At 71.8% G+C, this 17,691-nt stretch carries 15 protein-coding genes; 7 read left to right on the forward strand and 8 right to left on the reverse strand.

Translation table 11 applies throughout. The annotated features are described in order from the left end of the window. Nucleotides 1-22: 22 nt before the first annotated feature. The gene (locus N8J89_RS24520; RefSeq protein WP_283659350.1) at nucleotides 23-1,033 is read left to right on the forward strand and encodes a LacI family DNA-binding transcriptional regulator; all 1,011 of its coding nucleotides are present in this window, start codon (nucleotides 23-25) and stop codon (nucleotides 1,031-1,033) included. An 18-nt stretch (nucleotides 1,034-1,051) separates the two neighbouring features. Here the strand turns inward: N8J89_RS24520 and N8J89_RS24525 are convergent, their stop codons facing one another. After that, nucleotides 1,052-1,594: a cysteine hydrolase family protein gene (locus N8J89_RS24525; protein WP_283659351.1), complete on the reverse strand. Its 543-nt coding sequence runs from the start codon at nucleotides 1,592-1,594 to the stop codon at nucleotides 1,052-1,054. Further along, the gene (locus N8J89_RS24530) at nucleotides 1,591-2,328 is read right to left on the reverse strand and encodes a MerR family transcriptional regulator (protein ID WP_283659352.1); all 738 of its coding nucleotides are present in this window, start codon (nucleotides 2,326-2,328) and stop codon (nucleotides 1,591-1,593) included. Before N8J89_RS24530 ends, N8J89_RS24525 begins: the two co-directional genes overlap by 4 nt. A 100-nt stretch (nucleotides 2,329-2,428) precedes the next feature. On the opposite strand from N8J89_RS24530, the gene N8J89_RS24535 reads away from it, so the two are divergent. The 3 genes from N8J89_RS24535 (at nucleotide 2,429) to N8J89_RS24545 (ending at nucleotide 6,348) form a co-directional block, all read left to right on the forward strand. Then, nucleotides 2,429-4,009 carry a purple acid phosphatase family protein gene (locus N8J89_RS24535; RefSeq protein WP_283659353.1) on the forward strand — a complete coding sequence of 527 codons (1,581 nt, stop codon included), beginning with the start codon at nucleotides 2,429-2,431 and terminating at the stop codon, nucleotides 4,007-4,009. Continuing rightward, nucleotides 4,002-5,513 carry a purple acid phosphatase family protein gene (locus tag N8J89_RS24540; RefSeq protein ID WP_283659354.1) on the forward strand — a complete coding sequence of 504 codons (1,512 nt, stop codon included), beginning with the start codon at nucleotides 4,002-4,004 and terminating at the stop codon, nucleotides 5,511-5,513. Before N8J89_RS24535 ends, N8J89_RS24540 begins: the two co-directional genes overlap by 8 nt. A gap of 64 nt (nucleotides 5,514-5,577) precedes the next feature. Then, nucleotides 5,578-6,348: an SDR family NAD(P)-dependent oxidoreductase gene (locus N8J89_RS24545; RefSeq protein WP_283659355.1), complete on the forward strand. Its 771-nt coding sequence runs from the start codon at nucleotides 5,578-5,580 to the stop codon at nucleotides 6,346-6,348. On the opposite strand, the gene N8J89_RS24550 is transcribed toward N8J89_RS24545, so the two are convergent. Continuing rightward, nucleotides 6,345-9,422, reverse strand: a complete 3,078-nt coding sequence (locus N8J89_RS24550) for a glycosyl hydrolase 115 family protein (protein ID WP_283659356.1) — start codon at nucleotides 9,420-9,422, stop codon at nucleotides 6,345-6,347. The two genes, N8J89_RS24545 and N8J89_RS24550, sit on opposite strands and share 4 nt — an antisense overlap. Further along, the gene (locus N8J89_RS24555; protein ID WP_283659357.1) at nucleotides 9,419-10,732 is read right to left on the reverse strand and encodes an SGNH/GDSL hydrolase family protein; all 1,314 of its coding nucleotides are present in this window, start codon (nucleotides 10,730-10,732) and stop codon (nucleotides 9,419-9,421) included. Before N8J89_RS24555 ends, N8J89_RS24550 begins: the two co-directional genes overlap by 4 nt. A gap of 116 nt (nucleotides 10,733-10,848) precedes the next feature. Here N8J89_RS24555 and N8J89_RS24560 point away from each other — a divergent pair, with 116 nt between their 5' ends. Further along, nucleotides 10,849-11,505, forward strand: a complete 657-nt coding sequence (locus N8J89_RS24560; protein ID WP_283659358.1) for a maleylpyruvate isomerase N-terminal domain-containing protein — start codon at nucleotides 10,849-10,851, stop codon at nucleotides 11,503-11,505. 25 nt (nucleotides 11,506-11,530) lie between these two features. On the opposite strand, the gene N8J89_RS24565 is transcribed toward N8J89_RS24560, so the two are convergent. Continuing rightward, entirely contained in the window at nucleotides 11,531-11,896 is a 366-nt protein-coding gene (locus N8J89_RS24565; protein ID WP_283659359.1) for a darcynin family protein, read from the reverse strand. A 104-nt stretch (nucleotides 11,897-12,000) separates the two neighbouring features. Here N8J89_RS24565 and N8J89_RS24570 point away from each other — a divergent pair, with 104 nt between their 5' ends. Next, a complete protein-coding gene (locus tag N8J89_RS24570; protein WP_283659360.1) occupies nucleotides 12,001-12,900 on the forward strand; it encodes a LysR family transcriptional regulator in 900 nt (299 codons plus the stop codon). Nucleotides 12,901-12,931: 31 nt separating this feature from the next. After that, complete coding sequence (locus tag N8J89_RS24575) at nucleotides 12,932-14,026, forward strand: winged helix DNA-binding domain-containing protein (protein ID WP_283659361.1); 1,095 nt, start codon at nucleotides 12,932-12,934, stop codon at nucleotides 14,024-14,026. A 61-nt stretch (nucleotides 14,027-14,087) separates the two neighbouring features. On the opposite strand, the gene N8J89_RS24580 is transcribed toward N8J89_RS24575, so the two are convergent. The 3 genes from N8J89_RS24580 to ligA form a co-directional block, all read right to left on the reverse strand. Next, complete coding sequence (locus N8J89_RS24580) at nucleotides 14,088-14,660, reverse strand: hypothetical protein (RefSeq protein WP_283659362.1); 573 nt, start codon at nucleotides 14,658-14,660, stop codon at nucleotides 14,088-14,090. Between the two features lie 20 nt (nucleotides 14,661-14,680). Beyond that, the gene (locus N8J89_RS24585) at nucleotides 14,681-15,406 is read right to left on the reverse strand and encodes a hypothetical protein (RefSeq protein WP_283659363.1); all 726 of its coding nucleotides are present in this window, start codon (nucleotides 15,404-15,406) and stop codon (nucleotides 14,681-14,683) included. 227 nt (nucleotides 15,407-15,633) lie between these two features. Further along, nucleotides 15,634-17,625: an NAD-dependent DNA ligase LigA gene (gene ligA, locus N8J89_RS24590; protein ID WP_283659364.1), complete on the reverse strand. Its 1,992-nt coding sequence runs from the start codon at nucleotides 17,623-17,625 to the stop codon at nucleotides 15,634-15,636. Nucleotides 17,626-17,691: the final 66 nt, after the last annotated feature.

Here is a 17,691-nt window from a genome sequence, read left to right on the forward strand (position 1 = left end):
ATACCGCGTCGAAAGGATCTTGATGGGCAGGCGCCGGTCGGAGGCGGTGACGCTGGCGGATGTGGCCAGGCTGGCGGGTGTCTCGATCGCCACCGCGTCGAAGGCGATCAACGACCGGGACGAGGTGGCCGCGGCCACCCGGGCCCGCGTGCTGCGGGCCGCGGCCGAGTTGTCCTTCCAGCCCAACGCCCTGGCCCGCAGCCTGACCTCCGGCACCACCCGCGCCATCGGCCTGCTCACCGACGACCTGGGCGGCCGGTTCGCCATGCCGATCCTGCTGGCCGCGGAGAACGCGCTGGCCAACGAGGAGATGTCGGTGCTGCTGTGCGATGCCCGCGGCGATCCGGTCCGGCGCAGGCAGCACATCCGCACGCTGCTGGCCCGGCAGGTCGACGGTTTCCTCATCGTGGGGCACAGCAACGACATCCGCCCGTCGGTGACCGCCGACCTCCCGGTGCCCGTGGTGTACGCCTACTGCCAGAGCGCCGATCCGGCCGATCTCTGCCTGGTCTCCGACGACGCGGGCGGGGCCCGGCTGGCCATCGAGCACCTGATCTCCTTGCGGCGCAAGCACATCGCGCACATCACCGGCCCGCAGGGCTACCAGGCCGCGCGGGTGCGCGCCGCCGCCGTCCGCCAGGTGCTGGCCGAACACGGCCTGCCGCTGGCCGGTGGTGAGCCGCGCCACGGCGAGTGGTCGCAGCGCTGGGGCAGGCGGGCCGCGCGCGAGCTGGTCGCGGGCACCCGGGACGTGGACGCGGTCTTCTGCGGCAACGACCAGATCGCGGCTGGTGTCACGCAGGTCCTGCCGGAGCTGGGCCTGCGGGTGCCCGAGGACGTCGCGGTGGTGGGTTACGACAACTGGGAGATCTTCGCCGAGGACGGCCGTCCCTCGCTGACCACGATCGACCTGGATCTCCCCCGGCTGGGCACGGCCGCCGTGCGGCACCTGCTGGCCGCGCTCGGCGGCGCACCGGCCACCGGCGCGGTGCGGCACCCTGGCCGCCTGGTGGTGCGGGAGTCCACGGCCTGAGCACGCGCTGGTATCCGGTCAGTCCCGGAACAGCTCCGCCGCCGCGCACACCCGCACCGTGCCGCCGGGATGGATGCCGGTGCTGAGGATCCGGTTGTGCCGGTTGACGATCTGCTCCGCGCTCAGGCCCGCATCGGGGTCACCCTCGGCGGCCGGGGCGTGGCCGTCGGCGACCAGCAGCACGTCCAGGCCGTGGCTCAGCGCGGACCGGGCGGTGGCGTCCACGCAGTAGTCGGTGGCCACGCCGGTCAGCACCACGGTGTCCACACCTCGCTCGGCGAGCAGGGCCGCGAGATCGGTGCGGTAGAAGGCATCCGTGGCGGTCTTGGGGACGTCCAGGTCCGTCGGCTCCAGGCCCAGGCGCGCGCTCAGCCTGCTGCCCGGCGACTCGGGGTCGAACAGCGTGCCGAGGTCGCCGGTCTGCCGCAACGCGATCACCGGCACGCCCCGGTCGCGGGCGGTGCGCGCCAGCACGGCGATCCGGTCGGCCAGTGCCGCCCCGCGCCAGATGAGCGGGATCAGCACCTCCTGCATGTCCACGATCAGCAGCGCCGGCCTCATGTCCGGGCCGCCGGTGCCGCGGCCGTCCGGCGGCGGTGGTCCAGTTCGGCGAGGATGCGTTGCCAGGTCGGGGATGCCTCGGTGACCCGGGAGAAGGCGAACCGGGTGTGGTCCACCTCGGCGGCGTCGTGTTCATGTTCGAGCTCCCAGGCGTAGAGCTCCTCGATGAACTCGTCCACCCGGGGATCGTCCGGCTCCCAGCCGAGCGACTCGTCGCAGCGCAGGAACAGGCGCACTGTCTCCGGGTCCTCGAAGCTGGCCTTCTTGGCCGCCGCCCACCGCGGCAGCGCCGCCGGGTCCACCGCCTGCAACAGGATCCAGGTGTCGCGTTCCAGCCGCAGCGTGCGCTCGCTGACTCCGAGGGCGCGCATCCGGTCCAGGTTGGCGACCACCTCCGGCGGCAGCACCAGGCCGTCGCCGCTGGCCAGTGCGGCGATCCGGCGGCGGTGCTCGGCGAGCTGGTCCATCTTGCGCCGCAGCTCCGCGTCGATCTCGGCCACGGCCTCGGCGAACTCGGCTGGCTGGGCGTGCCGCAGCGCGTCGATGCGGGCCAGCGGCACCCCGGCCTCGGCCAGGGTCTTGATCCGGATCAGGTCCACCGCCGCCTGCGCCGGGTAGCGGCGGTAGCCGGAGGAGTCCCGTTCGGGCTCGGGCAGCAGGCCGACCTGGTGGTAGTGCCGGACCGCGCGCACGGTCACGCCCGCGGTGGCCGCGAGCTGGCTGATGGTGAGCACCGGCCCAAGTCTAGCGGCCGGTGGCCCGCGCACTGTGGGAAGTCACAGCCCTCGCGCAGGCCGATTGACTTTAGTAAAGACTGCTTCCTAACCTCGGAGAATGCGCGATCCAGCCGCTCGACCCCGCCTCGCGGAGCGGTACGAGCACTCCCGCCGCGGCATCCTCCGGCTCGGCGCCGTGGGCGGTGCCGCGCTGGCCACCGGCGGCCTGCTGGCGCCCAACGCCGCCGCGTCCACCACCTTCACCGCGCCTGCCCTGCTGCTCAACGCGCCCACGGTGCCCGGGTCGGCCCTGCGCCCCTTCGGACGGCACCTGGCGTTCGGCGCGGACCCCGCTCGGACCGTCGTGGTGTCCTGGCAGACCCCGGCCAGGGTGACCGCGCCCTACCTCCGATTCGGCACCGTGGCAGGGGAGTTCGGCTCTCCGGTGCCTGCCGAGGTGCGTGCGCTGACCAGTGATCTGGCCTGGCAGAAGCCGGATCACACGTTCTCGCCGCACCTCGGCAAAGCCATCACCCAGTACTACCACCACGTCCGGCTGGACAACCTGCTGCCCGACACCACCTACTACTACGTCCTCGGCCACCAGGGCTACGACCCGCTCACCAGCGGGCGGCTCGGCGAGATCGCCACCTTCCGCACCGCGCCGACCCCGGCGAGCACCGCCGCGTTCTCCTTCACCGCCTTCGGCGACCAGGGGGTCGGCTACAACGCGCTGGCCACCAACAGCCTGGTCGCCGACCTCGGCCCGGAGTTCCACCTGGCCATGGGCGATATGAGCTACGCGCTCAACGGCGAGGGCGGGCACCCGGAGGAGGACATCTACGACGCGCGCAAGTGGGACTCCTTCTTCGCGCAGAACGAGCCCATCGCCGCCGAGGTGCCGTGGATGGTCGCGCTGGGCAACCACGAGATGGAGGGCTGGTACGACAACCACGGCTACGGCGGCATGCGGGCCCGGTTCAGCATGCCGGACAACGCCTGGGACGGCTCCACCTGCATCTACTCCTGGCGGTACCAGAACGTCGGCCTGATCAGCCTGGACGGCAACGACATCTGCTACAACAGCCCGTCCAACCTGGACTACACCGAGGGCAAGCAGCTCAAGTGGCTCGGGGCGCAGCTGGCCAAGTTCCGCGGCGACCCCACGATCGACTTCATCGTGGTCTACTGCCACCAGTGCACCTACTCCACTTCGGACTCCAACGGCGCTGAGCTTGGCGCGCAACAGAAGTGGGCCCCGCTGTTCGACCGGTACCAGGTGGACCTGGTGCTCAACGGGCACAACCACGTCTACGAGCGCACCGACCCGATCCGCGCGGGCAAGGGCACCAGGCAGGCCGCGATCCGCAGCACGGTCAACCCGGTCAAGGACGGCACCACCTACATCACCGCCGGTGGCGGCGGCGAGAGCGTCAACAAGTGGACCGACCGCTCGATCGAGGACTCCTACCTCGGCCACGTCCGGGACGCCACCGCCACCATGCGGCTGGACCAGGAGAACGGGCCGACCGAGAAGATCAAGGTGGGCTGGTCCCGGGTGCGCTACCGCGGCTACAGCCTGGTCGCGGTGGACGTGACCCCGGCCAAGGACGGCGCGCCCGCGCAGCTGAAGGTTCGCGCACTCACCGAGACCGGCAAGCTGGTCGACGAGATCACCATGCGGAGAAGCAATGTCTGAGCCACGGCAGGAAGCCCGGTACTCGCGCCGGTCGCTGTTCCGGGCAGGCGCCATGGGCGGTGCGGTGGTCACCGCGGGCACGCTGCTGCCCGCCGCCGCGACGGCGGCCGCGGCCCAGCGGCTGCGCCCGCTGGGACGGCACCTCGCTTACGGCGCGGACCCGTCCAGGCAGGTGGTGATCTCCTGGCAGGAACTGGGCGCGGTGACCCGCCCGTACGTCCGGATCGCCACCACAGCGGGAAAGTTCGGACCACCGATCGCCGCTGAGGCCCGCAAACTCGACAGCGAGCTGGCCTGGCAGCAGTCCGAACACGACTTCCCGCCGCACGCGCCCGCCACCATGAGCCAGCACTACCTGCACGTCCGGCTCACCGACCTCTCCCCTGCCACCACCTACTTCTACGTGGTGGGCCACCAGGACTACGACCCCACCACCAGCGGCCGCCCCGGCGAGATCGCCACCTTCCGCACCGCCCCGGCCGTCGGCAGCACCGAGCCGTTCACCTTCACCGCCTTCGGTGACCAGGGCGTCGGCTACAACGCACGCCGGGCCAACAGCCAGCTCGCCGACCTCGCCCCGGCCTTCACCCTCGGCCTCGGCAACCTGAGCTACGCCATCACCGCGGGCACCGCGGGGGTGGAAGGCGGGCACACGGACACCGACGAGTACGACGCGGCCCGGTGGGACTCCTACTTCGCGCAGAACGAGATCGTCGCCGCGGGCACCCCGTGGATGGTCGCGCTCGGCAACCACGAGATGGAGGACTGGTACTCCGCCAACGGTTACGGCGGGTTCAAGGCGCGGTTCACCATGCCGGACAACGCCTGGAACGGCGCCACCGGCATCTACTCCTGGCGCTACCAGAACGTCGGCCTGATCAGCCTGGACGGCAACGACATCTGCTACCGCAACACCGCCAACTACGACCACACCAAGGGCAAGCAGCTGAAGTGGCTGGACGCCCAGCTCGGCAAGTTCCGCGCCGACCGCACGGTCGAGTTCGTCGTGGTCTACCTGCACCACGCGCCGTACTCCACCGCCGACGCCGGTGGCGCGGAAAGCGCGGCCCAGCAGAAGTGGGCCCCGCTGTTCGACAAGCACAAGGTCGACCTGGTGCTCAACGCGCACAACCGCCTGTACGAGCGCACCGACCCGATCCGCGCGGGCAAGGGCACCAAGCAGGTCAAGCCGAAGGGCACGGTGGTCCCGGCCACGGACGGCACCACCTACATCACCGCCGGTGGCGGCGGGCAGGGGCTGGACAAGTTCTACCGGGACGCGCCGGAGAGCTACCTCGGCCACGAGGACAACAGCGGCTCGCCGACGATGAAGTGCTTCAAGAAGAACAGCGCCAGCCACACCGACACCAAGGTCGGCTGGTCCCGGGTGCGCTACCGCGGGTACGGCCTGGTGGCGGTCGAGGTGGCGCCGGCGCGGATGACGGTGCGGGCGCTCGCCGAGGACGGCACGCTGATCGACGAGATCACGGTGCGCCGCGGCTGAACACCGGGGCGGCACCTGGTGTACTTCCCGGACAAGGGCGTACGGGTTCGGGAGGGGTGGCGCAGTGGTTGAGCGCAGAGGGGTGCTGGTCACCGGGGCGTCGCGGGGCATCGGCAGGGCGGTGGCGGTGGCCTTCGCCGGCGCGGGTGAGCGGGTGGCCGTGCACAGCACCAGGGCGCACGAGGACGCCGAGGCGACCCTGGCCGCGCTGCCGGGCGAGGGGCACGCGCTGGTGACCGGTGATCTCGGTGATCCGGTTGCCGCACAACGGATCGCCGCGGACGCGGTGGCCGCGCTGGGCCGGGTGGACGTGCTGGTCAACAACGCCGCCGTGGCTCCCACCGCGGCCAACCGGCACGACCCCGCCGAGGTCGGCTACCCGGACTGGGTGGCCGCCTGGCGGCAGATGATCGAGGTCAACCTGCTGGGCGCGGCCAACGTTTCCTGGGCGGTGGCCCGCCACCTCATCGACCGCGGCGCGCCGGGCAACATCGTCAACATCGGCTCACGCGGCGCCTTCCGCGGCGAGCCCGCCCACCCGGCCTACGGCGCGAGCAAGGCCGCGCTGCACGCCCTGGGCCAGTCGCTGGCGGTGGCGCTGGCGCTACACGGGATCGCGGTGACCTCGGTCGCGCCGGGGTTCGTCGCCACCGAGCGGCAGCAGGCCAAGCTCGGTGGCGAGAAGGGGGACGCGCTGCGCCGGGAGAGCCCGTTCGGCCGGGTCGGCACGCCCGAGGAGGTCGCGCACACCGTGCTGCACCTGGCCGCGCCGGAGTCGGCCTGGGCGTCCGGGACGATCGTGGATCTCAACGGGGCTTCGTACCTGTGGTCCTAGAGACGCAGGCTCTCCGGTGGGCCGAGGTAGCTGGGGCGCAGCCCGCCGGTGTCGACGATGAGGTGTTGCAGCACCACGGTCGGATCGACCATCCACACCGTGAGCAGGTGCGGCCCGGGCTCGGCGATGAGGTGCCGGGTGGCGATGCGGTGCACGTTGTCCGAGGTGGCGCGGGCCCACTGGCGGTTCATGGTCATGTCGTCGCTGCCGGTGGCGGTGGTGGTGTTGACCACCTGCGGTCGCTCCCCGTCGAAGCCGACCGCGTAGCGCGGACCGCTGCCCGGCAGCACGTTGCACCGCGGCGACAGGTAGGCCCACACCGTCACGGGGCCGGTGGTGAACAGCGTCATCCGGTATTCGAGGCGCGGTCCCGCGCCCACGGCCTGGCTCGGCGCGGTGACCGGGAACGGGGTCATCCCGGCGCCGGTCCGGCCCAGGTCCGGGATGCGCCGCCATGTCGCGGCCGCGGTGCCGATGTTGGCCGAGCAGTGCTCCGCCGACATCGAGACGTGGCCACCGGCCTCGATGAAGCCGCGCCGCCACGCCGCTGGTAGCTCGAGGTTGGCGATGACGGCCTGCACGGTTACCTGCCGTCCAGCGCCGGAAACTGTTATCGGCACACGGGTTGTGCCCTTCGGCGCTCGCGCCCAGTCCACCCGCACGGCCAGCCGCAGCTCGGTGGTCACCTTGCCGCCCCTGGGTTCGACCAGCAGCCAGGGCGCGCCCGTGGTCACCGTGCAGTGGAACGGGGTGCTGCCGCGGTTGAACACGTCGAGGTACTGCCCCGGCGTGGTCTGGAACGGGCTGAACTCCGGCAGCACGGGGTTTCCTGGCGCGGCGGGCCACCAGCGTTCGTCGCCGTCGACGGCGACCCCCAGTTCGGCCTCGGCGGGCAGCGTGAGCCTGCGCACCGGCGGGAAGACCTCGTCCGGCAGCGCGATGTGGTCGCGTTCCGGTTGCTGCCACGGCGCGTCCGGGCCGTAACGGGCGATGTCGCCGTACCCGATGTGCGGCTGGGTCTGGAATCCCCGCCACTTCCCACCGGCGATCCCGGTGTTGTACCGCTCGGCCAGCGCCTGGTCCCGTGCGAAGTGGGCCTCGGTGACGGCGGCCAGCTCGTTGGCCGAGGCCCGGCCCTGGGCGGCGTGCAGCAGGTTGGTGAACTCCGCGCGGCGCAGGGCGTACAGGTTGGCCGAGGCCAGGACCGGGTAGCCGACCAGCTCGAAGTAGGCGTCCCGGTGGGCCGGGGGCACCCGGGCGGCGAGCCGTTCGGCGCGGGCGGCCAGGTCCTGCCACTGCTCGGTGACGGTGTCCAGCTCGCGGTAGTGCACCAGGCTGAACGGACTCGCCTGATCGTCGTAAACGACGGCGGCGGGGTCGGTCGCCGGGTCCAGGGTGATCCGCCGGTTGAGCAGCTCCGGCTTGCGACGGGACTGCAACGACCCGTAGCTGTGCATCACCTCGGCCACCTCGGCCGCCAGTCCCCGGCCGAAGTTCCCCCCGGCGAACTGACGCTCCCATGTGGACAGTCGCGCCAGCGGCCACGCGTGCGGATCCCACGCGTAGTCCAGGAAGAACTGCAACGGCAGCTCGTTGCCCTTCATGTCCCCGACGTTGACCACCCAGAGCCGGTCGGTGCCGTGCGCCATGGCCTGGTGCAGCTGTTCCCAGGTGTTGGCCAGCAGGGTGGTGTCCACCCACTTGTAGTTGCGGCCCAGCCCCACGTAGTCGAAGTGGTAGTACAGCCCGTACCCGCCCGCACGCGGCGGAAGCTTGGGATCGGGGTGCTTGCGGATGTTGCCCCAGTTGTCGTCGGTGAACACCACGGTCACGTCGTCCGGCGGGCGCAAACCCTTGTCCCAGTAGCGCTGGACCTCCTTGTAGAGGGTCCAGACCTGCGGCACGGTGGTCACGTCCCGGCCGGTCTCGCGGGCCAGGATCTCCCGCTCCGCCGCCAGGATCTCCCGCATCAGCTCGATGCCGTCGCCGTCGGGCAGGCGGGTGTCGCCGTTGCCGCGCATGCCGATGGTGACCACGCCCTCGAAGTCCTCGCGCACCATCCGGCGGATGCCGTCAGCCCAGTACGCCTTGACCGCGCCGGCGTTGCGCCGGAAGCTCCACTCCCCGGTGCCGCCGTAGGGATCCCGCCCGGGGGTGACGATCTTGCCGTCCTGGTCGCGCACGGCGGGCACGGCATGCCGGTTCCACTCCTCGATGCCGCGCATCATGGGCGCCTCGTGCGAGGTGCCGATGACCACGCCGTACTCCTTGGCCATGGCGTGGTTGCCGGGGTCGTCCTCGGCGAAGGCGCGTCCCCACACCGCGGGCCAGAGGTAGTTGGCGCGCAGCCGCAGCATCGTCTCGAAGACCTTGGCGTAGAAGTGCCGGTTGAACCCGCCGGGGTGGCCAGGTGCCAGGCCGGGTCCGAAGTAGGCGGGTGCCCAGGTGCCCAGTGCCGGGTTCTCGTCGTTGATGAAGAACCCGCGGTACTTCACCACCGGCGTGCCCAGGCTCTGCCGTTGCGGCCGCACGTGCAGTTCGGCGGCCCGGACCGGCGGCACGTCGGCCCACCAGTACCACGGCGAGACGCCGATCCGCCGGGACAGCTCGTAGACGCCGTAGATCACCCCGCGCTGGTCGCTGCCGGTGAGCACCAGCCGGCCGCCGACCACCTGGCTCAGCGAGGTCTCCCACGCCCCTGCGATGCCGGTGACGTCCAACCGTTGGGCCGCAACGAGTTCATCCACCAGCGGACTGCGGCCGATGGTGCCGATCAGCACCACCGGGCCGGGCGGGATCCGGTCGGTCACCAGTTCGGGCCGGATGCCGGTGACCCGTTCGACATCGGCCTGGAGGTCGGCGGCCACCCGGCGCACCCCGGGCGCATCCGCCGAGCTGACCACCAGCGTCGCGGCCTTTCCCTTCGCCACCAAGGGAAAGCGGCCGCCACCGCGCTGCGCGGTGACGTACTCCTCGGTTCCGGCCGAGGCCACGCCGGGGCTGAGCGCGCTGCCGGCGGCCAGCGCCGTGAGCAGCCCGAGGAAGTCCCTGCGCCGCACGCCTTCGGCCGTCATCGCAGGCTCCCGTTCAGGCCGGTGAACAGGCGTTCCGGCACGGCGTTGGCCAGCGCCTGGTAACCGGCCGGGTTGAGGTGCAGGTGGTCGCCGGTGTCGTAGGCGGGCAGCAGGGTGGACGCATCGCGCGGGTCCCGGACCGCCCGGTCCAGGTCCAGGACCGCGTCGAAGCGGTTGCTGGTGCGGACCCAGTCGTTGACCCGCTGGCGGGTGGCCTCGCGGAGGTTGCCGGGGTCGTCGTAGCTGGAGCCGCCGAAGGGCAGCAGGGTCGCCCCGTACACCCGGATGCCCTGGGCGTGCGACTGGATGATGATCTGGTCGTAGGCGGCGATCAGCTCCTGGGACAGCTGTTGCTGCGCCTGCTCGGTGAGTGCGGAACCGCCGATGTCGTTGATCCCCTCGAACAGCACCAGCCAGGCGACCCCGCTGTGCGCCAGCACATCCCGGTCCAGCCGGGACAGCGCGCTGGGGCCGATGCCGTGGTTGAGCACGCGGTTGCCGCCCGCGGCCTGGTTGAGCACCGCGACCGCGGCCGTGGCCGGGTTGGCCTGCAACCGGGCGAGCAGCCGGTCCGGCCAGCGGTTGTTCACGTTGTGAGTGGAACCGCGGCCGTCGGTCAGCGAGTCGCCGACGACCGCCACGGCCGCGGCGGAGGCCCCCGACCAGACCTCGATCCCGCTGAGCAGGTACCAGCGGTCGGTGGCGGTCGGCCGGGTCAGCTCATCGGCCATGACCTGGTTGCCCGCCGCCAGGTGCGAGGTGGTGCGGGAACCGGGGTGAGCGGTGACCGAGTTCGCCGCCAGCCCCTGCGCCAGGTGCGCGGTCACGGCCAGGTTGGCCTGGGCGGCCAGTGGGAAGTCCAGCGGATCGGACACCGCCTGCGCGCCCTGCTGCACGATGGTCGACGCCTTGCCCTGGAAGGTCACCGGCCGCACGGAGCCTGCCTGGACAGCGCTTACCCCGGCCGCGCCGCCCTGCGGCAGCGCCACCGACACCGCGGCGATCGGCAGGGCCGCGGCGCCGAAGGCGTTGGAGAACCGCAGTCGGATCCGGGTGCCGCCGAGGGAGGCGTGCACGGTCTGGCGCAGCGTGGCGTTGGCCATCACCACCCCGTCCTGGGTGAACGGCGGCGGCAGGTCGGCGGTGGCGGCCAGCTGCGGCATGGCGGTCCAGGTGTGCACCCAGTGCGCGCCCGCGCGGTCCGGCCTGGTCGCGGCGGCTCCCGAGGAGGTGGCCAGTACCAGGGCGAGCACGGCCAGCACGAGTGCGGCGGGTCTGCCCCGGCGGGGGCGGGCGGCGAAGGGGTACAAGGACAGCTCCTTCCGGGCCGGGAGACCGAATGTAGGGAGCGCCCATCAGACGTAACAACAAGTTTCGGAAACTTTCGGGCGAGCACGGTGGTCCAGTCCGCCGGTAACTTGCGGCCATGGATCTGTTCACCGACTCCTGGACGGCGCTGCGCACGGCGGTCGCCGACCTCCCGGACGAGGACTTCGCCCGGCCGTCGGGCTGCGCCGGCTGGCTGGTGCGGGACCTGGTGTGCCACCTGGTGATCGACGCCCAGGACGTCCTGATCACGTTGGCCACGCCCGCGGACACCGAACCCACCAGGGACGCGGTGACCTACTGGTCGGTCGGGCACACCCCGCCCACCGGCGAGGACCCCCTGGACGCGCTGATCGTCCGGCTGGCCGCGGCCTACCAGGACCCGGCACTGCTCAAGTTCCACCTGGACGACGTCGGCGCGGCCGCGGGCCGGGCGGCCAGGCTCGCCGATCCCGGCCGACCGGTCGGTACCCAGGGGCAGGTGCTCACCGCCGGCGACTACCTCGGCGCGTACGTGCTGGAGTGGACGCTGCACCACCTCGACCTGGTGGCACACCTGCCAGGGGTGGCCGGGCCGCCCGAGGCGGGGCTGGCCCGGACCAGGGAGATGCTGGAGCAGCTCGCCGGGACCAGGTTCCCCGCCTCGTTCACCGACCGGGACGCGTTGCTGGTGGGCACCGGGCGGCGGGCGCCGACCGCGACCGAGCGGGCCGAGCTCGGTGAGCTGGCCGCGCGGCTGCCGTTCGTGCTCGGCTGAGGGTCAGCGCCCGTGCCGCCCCGGCTCAGGCGTTGACCGTGGCGAAGGTGTCGAGGTTGTTGTTCTTGGCGTAGGCGTTCTCCACGCCGACCAGGATCTCCACCACCTCGAAGTAGCGGTCCCAGAACGGGGTGTCCCGCAGCGCCTCGATGAGCAGCTGGTACGACTCGTGGTCACGGGCCTCCCAGAGCCACACGTCGGTCACCCGCGCCGAGTAGAACTCCGTGTCGAAGAACCGCGACCGGACGCCCTTCGCCCGCTCGTTGATCGCGGGCAGGACCTCGGTGGTGAACGCGTGCACGCGCTGTTCCACCGACATGGCAAGCCATTCCGGCGAGGTCTTCACCAGCATGAACGCCGTCAAGCCTGGCTCGAACGTCTCTTCGGGCATCGCTTTCTCCTTCTTGTTGATGTGCTGTGACACCGAAGTTAGGGACCAGCCACACCTGCGCGCCACGCAACTTGAGCAAGCCAGAGTTGCGTAGTATGCAAACCATGCCCGACCAGCTCGACCTCAACCTGCTGCGCGTCTTCGACGCCCTGCTCCAGGACGGCAGCGTCACCGCGGCCGCCGAGCGCCTGCACCTGTCCATCCCGGCGACCAGCCGGGCACTGGGCCGGTTGCGCCGGGCCATGGGCGACCCGATCCTGGTGCGCGCCGGTCGCGGCCTGGCGCCCACCCCGTTCGCGCTGCGCACCGCGCCGAGGGTGCGCTCGCTGCTGGAGGAGGCCGCCGCGCTGATCAGCGCCGACCGGGAGATCGCGCCAGGGGAGCTCAAGCGCACCTTCACCATCCGCATCAACGACGGCGTGGCCGCCACCCTGGCCACCGCGGTGGTCGAGGCCACCGCCGCCCTCGCGCCGGGGGTGGTGCTGCGCTTCGTCACCGAGGGCACCGAGAGCATCGAGGCGCTCCGGGACGGCTCGGTCGACCTGGACATCGGCGCGGACCAGGAGGCCACCGCGCCCGACCTGCGCACCGCCCTGCTGTACCGGGAACGCGCGGTCGGCATCGTGCACGCCGACAGCCCGCTGGCCCGCGTCCGCAAGCCGACCTTGGCTCAACTGTGCGAACATCCGCACGTCTCGGCCTCCCGCCGCGGCCGCGCCCGCGGTCCGCTCGACGAGGTGCTGGCGGCCGAGGGTCTGCGCCGCCACGTGGCCACCGTGGTGCCGACCGCCGCGGTGGCCGTGCTGCTGGTCGCGGCCAGCCGCCAGGTCGGCCTGGTGCCGCAACGCCTGGCCGAGCAGTTCGGCGAGGCGCTGAACCTGCGCTGGTTCCCGATTCCGGCGCGGCTGCCGGGGACCGGGGTGCGAATGTGCTGGCACGCGCGGCTGGACGCCGACCCGGCGCAGCGCTGGCTGCGCGAGACCATCCGCGCCACGCTGGACTGACGCCGATGTCGGTGCGGTCGTTAAGGTCATCATGGTGACCGTTCTCGACACCCGGGCGCTCAACCGCGCGACGCTGGCCCGGCAGCTGTTGCTCGACCGCGCCGAGCTGCCGGTGCTCGACGCCGTCGCGCACGTGGGCGGCCTGCAGGCCCAGGAACCGCAGGAACCCTTCATCGGGCTGTGGTCGCGGCTGCGGGCCTTCGACCCCTCGGCGCTCTCCGAGCTGCTGACCGGCCGGCAGGTGGTGCGCACCCACCTGATGCGGCGGACCGTGCACCTGCTGACCGCCGCGGACACCCTCGCCTGGCGGGCCCGCCACAACGCGATGCTCCGCCAGCGGGTGACCGGGGTGTACCGCAGGGAGCTCGCCGGAGTGGACCTGGACGAGCTGGCCGCCGCGGGCCGGGCGGCGATGGCCGACGGGGCGCACCGCTCGATGCCCGAGCTGGCCAGGGCGGTGCTGGAGCGCTGGCCCTCGGCGGATGCCAAGGCGCTGGGCGAGATGCTGGTCGCCGGGCTGCTGACCATGGTGCAGACCCCGCCGCGCGGGCTGTGGCGGGCCAAGGGCGGCGCGCGCTACGCGCTGCTCTCCGACTGGGTGGGACGCGAGATCGACCCGCTGGACCCGGATCCGGCCGATCCGGTCGGCCAGCGCCTGCTCCGGCGCTACCTCGCCGCCTTCGGCCCCGCGGCCACCGCCGACCTGCGGGCCTGGAGCGGTGCGGCCGGGCTGCCCGCCGCGGTGGCCGCGCTGCGCCCGGAGCTGGTCAGCTACCGGGACGAGCGGGGCAGGGAGCTGCTGGACCTGCCCGGCGCGCCGCTGCCCGATCCGGAAACCCCGGCCCCGGTGCGGTTCCTGCCGGCTTTCGACAACGCGATCCTCGGCTACCAGGACCGCACCCGGATCATCGACGACGCCCACCGCAACCTGTCCGTGGCCGGCGCCCGCGTGGTGCTGGTGGACGGCCGGGTCGCCGCGACCTGGACCGTGCAGGCGGACACCGTGGTGGTGACACCGTTGGACCGCTTCACCAAGGCCGACCGGACGGCGGTGGCCGAGGAGGCGGAGGAGCTGGCGTTGTTCCTCTCGGACAAGGAGAGCAACCGGCTGCGGATCGAGTCCTGACACCGGAACGGCCCGTTCGCGCGACGGGCGAACGGGCCGAACCCGGTGTGGTCACACAGTTTCAGGCACGGGCGCGCACGATGTACTGGCCCATGCCGCCGCAGCCGTTGGGGTTGGTCATGGTGATGACGTAGCCCGGCGGGATCGGCGAGCCCAGGCAGACCCACTGCCCGTCACGGGGCAGTTCGATGTAGCGCCCCATGCCGCCACAGCCGTTCGGGTTCAGCATGGTGATCACGTAGCCGTCCGGGATCGGTGAGCCGAGGCAGGTCCACTGCCCGTTGCGCGGCAGCTCGATGTAACGGCCCATGCCGCCACAGCCGTTGCCGTTCAGCATGGTGATCACGTACGGGACCGGGATCGGCGAACCCAGACAGGTCCACTGCCCGTTGCGGGCGGGCTCCAGGTACCACGAACCGCCCCGGCTGCACCCGTTGGCGTTGAGCATCGTGATCACGTGGTTGTCCGGGATCGCCGAACCCGCGCACACCCAGCCGGTGAAGGCCGGGCTCGCCGGGGCCGCGACCGGGGCCGCGGCGGCCGGTCCGGCGGCGAGCACACCGCCGAGCAGGACCATGCCGGTGAGCGCGGCGAGTTTTCTGAACATTGCCGACCAGCGGGACTTGATGTTCACCAGTTCATCTCCTCACGAATTCAGGCGCGCACGATGTACTGGCCCATACCACCGCAGCCGTTGGGACTGGTCATGGTGATGACGTAACCGGGCGGAATGGGCGAACCGAGGCAGACCCACATACCACTTCTGGCGAGTTCGATGTACCGGCCGGTGCCGCCGCAGCCATTCGGGCTGAGCATGCTGATGACGTAACCAGGCGGAATGGGCGAACCGAGACAGGTCCACTGCCCGTTGCGCGGCAGCTCGATGTACTGACCGGTGCCACCACAGCCGTTCGCGCTGAGCATGGTGATCACGTAGCCGTCCGGCAGCGGCGAGCCGAGGCAGATCCACTGCCCGTTGCGCGGCAGCTCGAGGTAGCGGCCGGTGCCGCCGCAGCCGTTCGGGCTGAGCATGGTGATCACGTACGGGGTGGGCACGGGCGAGCCCAGGCAGGTCCACATCCCGTTGCGCACCGGTTCCAGGTACCAGGAACCGCCCCGGCTGCACCCGTTGGCGTTGAGCATCGTGATCACGTGGTTGTCCGGGATCGGCGAGCCCGCGCACACCCAGCCGGTGAACGCCGGACCGGCCGGCGCGGCCTTCGCGGGCGCGGACTTGACGGCCTCGACGGTGCCGGCGCTCGCCGCGGGCGCCGGGGCGGCGTTGGCCCCTCCGGCGGCGATGATGCCGCCGACCACGACCATTCCGGCCACCGCCGCGAGCATTCTGACCGTTCTCGGCCAGCTGGACTTTGTTCTCATCGGATTGTCCCCTCACGAGTACGGGGGTCGAGGAAAACGAAATGACGCAGACCAAACGCCCCCGACAGCTCCGACCGTATAGGAGCGGACACCGGACGGAAAATACTCCGAACCGCCCAATCGGACGGCGTACGGCAGCGGCCCCCAAATGCCGTCAGAATTGACGCGGCATTGGTGGCACAAATGCCCTACCGGCCCCGCCCGCAGCCGGGTACCGGCCCCGGTCGCTAGGCGATGCCCGCCTCGATCAGCTGCCGCCAGATCTCGCTCTGGTCCACCACTTCCACGCCGAGCTTCTCCGCCTTGGTCAGCTTGCTCGCGCCGACGTCAGCCCCGGTGATCAGCAGGTCGGTGTTGGCCGAGACCGAGGAGGCGATGGTCGCGCCCGCCTTCTCGCACAGGCGCTGGAAGGTGGGCCGGGGCACCTTCTCCCCCGAACGCGGCTCACTGATCGCACCGGTGACCACCACGGTCTTGCCCGCCAGCGGCGCGTCCGAGGCGACCACCGGCGGCAGGTCCTCCTCGCGGACGTCAAGACTGACACCGCGTTCGCGCAGCCGGTCGAGCTCGGGGCGCAGCCGGGTGAGGTGCTCGATGAGCGAGGCGGCCACCTTCGGGCCGATGTCCTCCACCGCCACCAGGCGTTCCTCGCCCGCCTCGGCGACCTCCTCCAGCGAGCCGAAACCGGCGCGGCACAACCGGGTGGCGGTGCCCTCGGAGGCCATCGGGATGGCCAGGCCGATCAGGGCCCGGCGCAGGCCGACGTCGCGGCTCTTGTCGATGGAGTCGATCATGCGGGCGGCGGAGACCTCGCCGATGCGATCGAACTCCAGCAGGCGTTCCGCGGTCAGGGTGTAGAAGTCCGAGGGGTGCTCCAGGTCGCCGGACTCAGCCAGCCGTTCGATCCACACCGGACCGACGGCCTCGATGTCGGCGGCGGCGCGGGAGGCCCAGTGGATGAGCCTGCGCACCGACTGGGCGGGGCAGGAAGCGTTGGTGCAGAACAACTCCCGGCTGTTGCCCTGCTCGGTCAGCGGCTGCGCGCAGGACGGGCACAGGCGGGGCGGCAGGATCTCCTTCTCCGCGCCGGTCCGCTTGGACTCGTCCAGCACCCCGGCCACGAACGGGATCACATCGCCGGCGCGGCGCACCAGCACGGTGTCGCCGATCCGGATGCCGCGGGCCCGGATCACCTCCTGGTTGGCCAGGGTGGCGCGGGTGACCGTGGTGCCGCCGACGAACACCGGTTCCAGCACCGCGACCGGGGCGATCTTGCCGGTCTTGCCGACGTCCCAGACCACGTCGGCCAGCACTGTGGTCTTCTCCTCGGCGGCGAACTTGAACGCCAGCGCGCCGCGCGGGGAGCTGGACCGGGTGCCCGCGGCGCCGTAGGCGTCCCGGTTGGCCAGCCGCAGCACCGCGCCGTCGAGGTCGTAGTCCAGGTCGTTGCGGCCCTGCTCGATCTCGGTGATCACCGCCTGCGCCTGCTCGGCGTCGGTGCACAGCCGCATGTCCGCGCCGTCCAGGCCGAGGTCGCGCAGGCCCTGTTCCAGGTCGACCGCGGCGCCACCGGCGGAGGTGTCCAGGTCGAAGCCGAAGAAGCGCAGCCGCCGCTCGGCCACGGTGGCCGGGTCCTTGGCGCGCAGGGTGCCCGCGGCGGCGTTGCGCGGGTTGATCAGCGGCTTGTCCGGGTGCGCGGTGTTGTAGGCGGCGAAGGTGGAGCGCAGCATCACCGCCTCGCCGCGCACCTCCACCCGGCCGGGCGCGTCCACCCGCTCGGGCACGCCGTCGACCAGGGCGCGCACCAGCGGGGTCACGTCATCGCCGGTGCTGCCGTCGCCACGGGTGACCGCCCGCGCCAGCCGTCCGTCCTCGTAGACCACCGACAGCGAGAGCCCGTCCAGCTTGGGCATCACCACCACCGGCTGGCCGGGGAACCGGTCGAAGAACGCGGCCACCTGCTCCGGTTTGGTCGCCTTCTCCAGCGAGAGCATCGGGCGGGCGTGCCGGACCGGCGCGTGCAGCACCGTGGGCGCGCCGACCTGCTCCAGCGGGTTCGGATCCGGCGCCAGCTCCGGATTCGCCTCGATCAAGGCGCGCAGCTCGTCCTCGATCACGTCGTACTCGGCGTCGGCCACCTGCGGCGAGCCGCGGTAGTAGGCGTCGCGCAGCGCGACGATCCGGTCGGCGAGCTCCTGGATGCGTTCCCCAGCGTTCACAGCGGTCAAACTACCGTTGACCACCGACAATCGCCGGGCGCCGCGCGCTGCTGAGGACGTTCACAG

The organism is Crossiella sp. CA-258035 (genome assembly GCF_030064675.1).
Classification (GTDB): Bacteria; Actinomycetota; Actinomycetes; order Mycobacteriales; family Pseudonocardiaceae; genus Crossiella.